Source organism: Suttonella ornithocola (assembly GCF_001889065.1).
Lineage (GTDB): Bacteria > Pseudomonadota > Gammaproteobacteria > Cardiobacteriales > Cardiobacteriaceae > Suttonella_A > Suttonella_A ornithocola.
In genome coordinates this window covers 1-6,634 of the sequence record NZ_LWHB01000169.1, presented here as the reverse complement: position 1 = coordinate 6,634, position 6,634 = coordinate 1, and the positions used below count along the sequence as shown (strand labels likewise).

4 protein-coding genes are annotated in these 6,634 nt (G+C 39.0%); 1 reads left to right on the top strand and 3 read right to left on the bottom strand.

The genetic code is table 11. The features are described from left to right. Positions 1-259, bottom strand: a 259-nt coding sequence (locus tag A5N85_RS11800; RefSeq protein ID WP_072577397.1) for an IS630 transposase-related protein, incomplete at its 3' end; no start/stop codon positions are given. A 689-nt stretch (positions 260-948) separates the two neighbouring features. Next, positions 949-1,533, bottom strand: coding sequence for a reactive chlorine resistance membrane protein RclC (gene rclC / locus A5N85_RS11795; RefSeq protein WP_072577396.1), 585 nt, complete (start codon positions 1,531-1,533; stop codon positions 949-951). Positions 1,534-2,543: 1,010 nt separating this feature from the next. Between rclC and A5N85_RS11790 the strand changes: the two genes are divergently transcribed. Further along, positions 2,544-5,699: a M10 family metallopeptidase C-terminal domain-containing protein gene (locus tag A5N85_RS11790; protein WP_169818666.1), complete on the top strand. Its 3,156-nt coding sequence runs from the start codon at positions 2,544-2,546 to the stop codon at positions 5,697-5,699. 569 nt (positions 5,700-6,268) lie between these two features. Here A5N85_RS11790 and A5N85_RS15240 read toward each other — a convergent pair. After that, positions 6,269-6,634: transposase (locus tag A5N85_RS15240; RefSeq protein WP_211268194.1), on the bottom strand; the 366-nt coding region annotated here is incomplete at its 5' end.

Sequence of the window (6,634 nt, the reverse complement as noted above, 5' to 3'; positions counted from 1 at the left end):
TTAACGCACGACTGATAGATTTTTGGCTACAACCAAATCGCTGCGCTCGTTCCCATTGATAGTCATCGGGATAAGCTTTGACATCTGCTTTCAGAAGCTCATTATCTATTTTTAGGGGTTTAAATACGCGTTTCTTACGTTCAGGATTCTTCTTCCAACGTTGTATGGTTGTTGGGCTGAGTTGATATTCTTCTGCTAACTCCCGAAAGCTTGCGCCTTCTTTGAGCTTAGTCAATATGAGTTTGAGAAAATGAATCATCAACTCCTAACTGCGTCAGGCATAGCAGCTTGACTCAAGTAATTAGGTCTACGATAAAGTTGGGGTGATTCAGTAGTTGGCTATATTCAAATACCGTCAAAAAAGTTACATATCTACATCAAATATGAAGAATAGGTAGTCCATTTCTTATACTTTATTCATGTCCAAGTGTGCTCATAGGACTAAGGTCAGGGCCATGAGGTGGAAGCCAAAAGATAGTATGTCCACCTTCTCTATCAATATTTTGATATCCACTCGTTTATGAAAAGTTACATTATCCATAACGATTACATTATCAGCGGGTAATTGAGTAAATAACATGAGACCTTTGCAAAATTCCATTTTACACTAATTTTTGCCACTAGTAGAAAAATTAACACCATGATTTTAATATATTTTCAAAATTTAAAAAATTGAATTTTCTCTATTTTTAGGGGTGTTGCTAAGGTCTCAGTATATAAATCTCAGTGCAATCTAATATTTTTGAATTTTTGAGATTATAAAAATAAGCGTTACCTGCCGAATACTTCGTTGTTATTTAGGAACTATTCAAATAAACTAAAGGTAACGCTTTATGTCTCAATATAGCAAGACTCCAAAAAAACACATACAGTATTTGAAGATAGTATGCTGTTTTCAAAGTGGATATCAAGTTAACCTTGTATGTATTTTTTGGGAAGTTGGCTATATTAGCCTACATCCGCAGTGTTATTGAGAACATTTTCCTTTTTTAGAATAGTTTTGGCAGAATCAGTCATTGCCATCCATGCAGCAGCCATCATCATTGCATCTTTCAATACGAGTCGTCCCGCACCTGATAAAAAAGGAAAGCCATCATAACCAGCGCCATGAACCCAAGTTTCAGGAGTAAAGATTAAAAAAGAGAAAGTCATCAATGGAGTTAAAAAACTTAATAATGCACCTAAAAAGCCTAATTTAGGAGACCAATAATGCGCCATGATCAATAAGGCAAAGCTAATTTCTACTACACCTAGTCCATAAGAGTAACCATAAGTATTATTCTGAATATGCCAATTGATTTGTGCTTGTGTTAAAACCTGTCCTTCATGACTTAAGTGCTGCAAGTACTCTGCTGGCATATGATATAGCCATGACATAAAGGGAGAATTGGCGACAAAAGGTACAATAGATTCTGCCTCATAATGTGCAAATTTTAATAGACCGATCCAAAAGAAAACTAAAAAGATAGAAAATCGACATAAAAACAACCCAAACCGATCTGTTTTTGCTATCCACTGAAAAAATGATTGCATAAAATTTCCTTATTAAATAATTGGAATCTAATTTTATAATCTGTATAAAATTCAGTAATTAAAAAATAAGCAACGCCTCACGTTCAGGTTTACCACAACTAAGAACGCAAAACGCTACTTATGGCCCGAACCATGATCAAAGATAACCAGTGGCACCAGGCGCATATTATAGTCTATGACAAGCTCAATTTAAAACCGACTCTTAAAGCGATGTTATACCGAATCAGAGTAGAATATTGATAAATAGTCCGCTGCTCTAGCAGCAGTATCGGTACTGACATATGATAGGCAAATACTGACAGCTGTTCTTGATAACATAGTCAAATTGGCTAAAAAACGAAATAAGATTTACTATCAGAAGCATTTGATATGGTTTGTAGACTATTCTTTTTTTAGCTGATCGCACTAACTATATTATTTACTCAATTACCCGCTGATAATGTAATCGTTATGGATAATGTAACTTTTCATAAACGAGTGGATATCAAAATATTGATAGAGAAGGTGGACATACTATCTTTTGGCTTCCACCTCATGACCCTGACCTTAGTCCTATGAGCACACTTGGACATGAATAAAGTATAAGAAATGGACTACTTATTCTTCATATTTGATGTAGATATGTAACTCTTTTGACAGTCTTTGAATATAGCCAACTACTTTCCATGCTCAAGCATGATAGACTATAGCGAAAACCAAATAAAGCCACTACACTATGTCTTCCTCAATTCAAATACCCTATAAAGCGTGATAAAACACTATCAATTTCAATAAATTAGACATAAAAAGAGTATATCTGACCGCTACAAAAGCTCAAAAAGACAAGGAATGGTAATGACTTCTATTCTAAAGCGCTTTTGATATTTTTGTTTATCTTTGAAATCATAGCTATTATAATTGATGGAGTAGAAACAAGTAGCTACAGCTTTGATATATTTTTTATTGCAGTAATTATGTGGTTCATATAAATGCTTCAACCTGTTATTTCTCAGAAAAACAACTTAACTATCATGAAAAAAAATATTCTACAAATCATTAAGTCGCAACAAACACAGTCTATCCAACTCGACCAAGAAACCGTATATATTCAAGCAGAGCCAGATAGCACTTACCAGCTCATCCTTAATGAAGAGCAAGAGACTCCTGTTTTTGCTAAAGATGATCAGGATCTTTGGATATGGACAGAAGCACCGAACAGCGAACCGCAGGTTATTATTAAAAATTATTATCTCTATGATAATGATGGTCTTTTCACCTTTATGCGTGCAGAAATTGCTGAAGCCATTAATACCTTAGAAGCTGCGCCCGTTGCAGAAATCACTACTACCACTGCTGCCAATATGTCTGTCGCTCCTGTAGCACCTTTGATTGGTGGCGTCACAGCAATTGGTGCTTCCCTAGCGCATGGTCACCATTCAGCTGCTTCGGCTACTCCAACTAATACCAACCCAACCAACCACACTCCTGAAGCCCCAACCTTTACCCCTAGCGCTGAACTCATTCAAAGCAAAGCTCAAGCTAATGACGTTATCAGCACCGCCAAAGCGGCTGATGCGGATAATGACACCATCACTTACAGCCTAAAAACCGCATCCGACTACCTATCGGTTAACGCACAAACAGGTGAAATTACCCTCACTGTTAAAGGTGCGGATTGGGTAAACCAAGGCAATACCTTGCCAGCGGTTACCATTGTGGCGAATGACGGACACAGTGAAAGCGAAGCGGTATTTAATCCTACCGCAACCAACCACACTCCTGAAGCCCCAACCTTTACCCCTAGCGCTGAACTCATTCAAAGCAAAGCTCAAGCTAATGACGTTATCAGCACCGCCAAAGCAGCTGATGCGGATAATGACACCATCACTTACAGCCTAAAAACCGCATCCGACTACCTATCGGTTAACGCACAAACAGGTGAAATTACCCTCACTGTTAAAGGTGCGGATTGGGTAAACCAAGGCAATACCTTGCCAGCGGTTACCATTGTGGCGAATGATGGACACAGCGAGAGTGAGGTAGTTTTCAATCCAGCAGTAACCACGCAACCTATACCACCACTGATTGAACTAGATACCTTGCCGCAAAACATGCTGGTGAATCCAGAAGGTCAGCAAACTGTTACAGTACACATTGACCGTCTCAGCGGCAGCGGTACGCTTACCCTAATGCTGGGTCAACAAGTTTTGCACACAGAAACCGTCAGCCAAAATGGCACCATTAGTATCACACTTAATCAAACACTACTCAACGGAGAACCGCTTACTGCACAAATCCGTACGGCGAATGGCATTGCCAGCGATAGCACTAATAGCATTGCAGCGTTCTACCATAGCGATAGTGATTTTCATGACAGCCGCGACCTAGCGAATGTCAACAAGCCAATTGCAACAAAAGATACACAAGGCAACATTAGCCTTTCCTATGACCCAGCCCGTGATCCAAGCAAAATTGATCTGCCTTATTTTATAGCAGCACTAAGTAAAACAAGCAAAGCTGGATATGTAAATAAACTTTGGAAAAATGGATATGGAACGGGATTTCATATCAAATATGGTTTTATAAGCGCAGAAGATGCGGCACAAAAAGGCTATACAGGCACAAAATCTTATGACACACAGCATCGCCAAGCGGTGAAAGATATGCTGGATATTTATGCCAGTAAAACCAAACTCACCTTTTCAGAAGCAGACACGGGCGCAGATGTCTATTTTTGGCGTGACGATATGAAAAAAGCGTATCCAAATTCTTATGGCGTGCAAGGCTATGCAGTTTATGGCGGTGACTTACACATGAGCACCAATTTTTATCCAACAGATGAATTTCTTAAAAATACAAAAAACTTTTACAAAGGCGGCTATGGCACAATTGCTGGTGGATTTGGCACACTAATGCACGAATATGGACATAGCTTAGGGCTAAACCATATCTTCGGCGCTTACATCAAACAAAGCAGTGCGGAAGACAAAAATATGTATTCTGTTATGTCCTATGATGATGCAATGAAAGAAACCTTTATTATCAATGGCAAAGAAGTCAAGCAAGAAGTCACGCCAACCCGTTTAGGAATTTTCGATATAGCTGCTATCCAGTATCGTTACGGCGTCAACGAACACGAACGCGCAGGAAACGACACCTATACCTTTAAAGCTTTTAACCCCAACACAGAAGGCAACGACATCTACATCTGGGATGGCGCAGGCAATGACACCTTTGACGGCAGCGCAGAAACGCTAGACTTACACCTCAACCTCACGCCAGGCTCATGGATTTACCGCGGAAACGAAAAAACCACCACTTTACTCTTTGATAAAGACGGCAAGACCATTGAAAACCAAATGTTCATTGGCTTTGGCACCCAAATCGAAAATGCCATTGGCGGCAGCGGCAATGACGACATTATCGGCAATGAAACAGCCAACCACCTACAAGGCAAAGACGGCAATGACCGCTTAGACGGCGGTGCTGGCAATGATTGGCTGGAAGGCGGTAATGGGAACGACACCCTCATCGGCGGCAGCGGTAACGATATTTTAGACGGTGGCACAGGTGCAGACCATCTTGACGGCGGCGATGGCGATGACATCTACTTTATTGATGCCACTGGCGACATCATCAGCGACAGCAGCGGCACAGAACTCATTTACAGCAGCATAGACTATCAACTGGGAAATGGACTAGAAAACTTAACGCTAATCGGACAAGCCAGCAATGCCATTGGCAATAATCAAGCCAATACCCTCACAGGCAACGACCAAGCCAATACTCTTAATGGCGCAGGCGGAGATGATATCTTAATTGGCGGCGACGGTAACGATATCCTCATTGGTGGCAGTGGCGCAGACCGCTTCTACTTTAATAGCGGCATCGACCAAGACGGCAATAACATCGACACCATTCAAGATTTTAACTTTGCCGAGGGCGACCGCATTATTTTGGATAAAAATATCTTTGCCACACTGCAAGGCTCCGCAAATAACGTATTGGCAGCAGATAATTTCCATCTTGGCAGCACCGCTGAAACTGCAGACCAGCATATCTTATATGACCAAAACAGCGCAACACTCTATTATGATGTAGACGGCAACGGTGCACAGCAAAGTATTGCCTTTGCTAAATTAGAGAATTTAACTAGCTTGGATAATCAAGCATTTTTGATTGGATAAAAAGATTAGATAATCACAGCTGCCAATGATATAGCAGGGCTCTCAAAAAATGCATACAATGTTAATTCAAGATCTATCTTTAAAACAGTGTGTTATCCAAAAGTATTGTATACATTTTTTCGGGAACTCTGATGTATTATAAAATTTAGTAAAAGTTATCTTCTAATCGTTTTGACGTACACTTTTTGACTTAATGAAACCTTAGAAGATTCGGCAATTTTTTGTAATGTTTTATTATAAGTAAAATTATCTAAATTACACCGTCTTAAATAATTTAGTGTTGGTTCTGAAAAATTAATGTAGAAAGTAGATAATACCCATGCTACAGCCATCTTCACATAATAATCTTCGTGTCTAATCTTATCTAGTAATTGAAAAACTTCATCGAGATACTCTTCATTTAGATAATAAAAAATCACCATTACAACCGCGAAACGAATAGCATAGGGCTGTGTAGAATGAAAATATGGTTGTAAGAAATCCCATATTTTATCTGGCTCTTGTTTAGTAATTTTTAATCTAGAACAAAAACCGTCACACACAGACAGTTATTTATCTTAGGTACAAAATTAGAAATTAATGTTAAATGCTCCTCTAGTGAGCATTTTATATATAGTCAAATCACTTATAATCCAATCTATCCAAAGCAGATATAAAGAACAACTTGTAGTAGAATTATCAAAAACAAACTGAGCATATTCTATAGTCAAATCACTTAGAATCCAATCCATCCAAAGCAGATAAAAGAATAAAGTATCAATACAATCCATCCGCCATTCTTTGCGTATTTGCTTAATCCAAGCCCACATCTTTTCAATAGGATTTAAGTCTGGACTATAAGGGGGTAACCAAACTATCTCATGCCCATGCTCTTCAATGATTGCTTGAATATCACTGCGTTTATGAAAAGCGGCATTGTCCATGACAATTACACT

Excerpts from the sequence above, each read along its gene's own strand:
- A5N85_RS11790 (WP_169818666.1), top strand. The coding sequence starts at position 2,544 with ATGAAAAAAAATATTCTACAAATCATTAAGTCGCAACAAACACAGTCT.
- rclC (WP_072577396.1), bottom strand. The coding sequence starts at position 1,533 with ATGCAATCATTTTTTCAGTGGATAGCAAAAACAGATCGGTTTGGGTTG.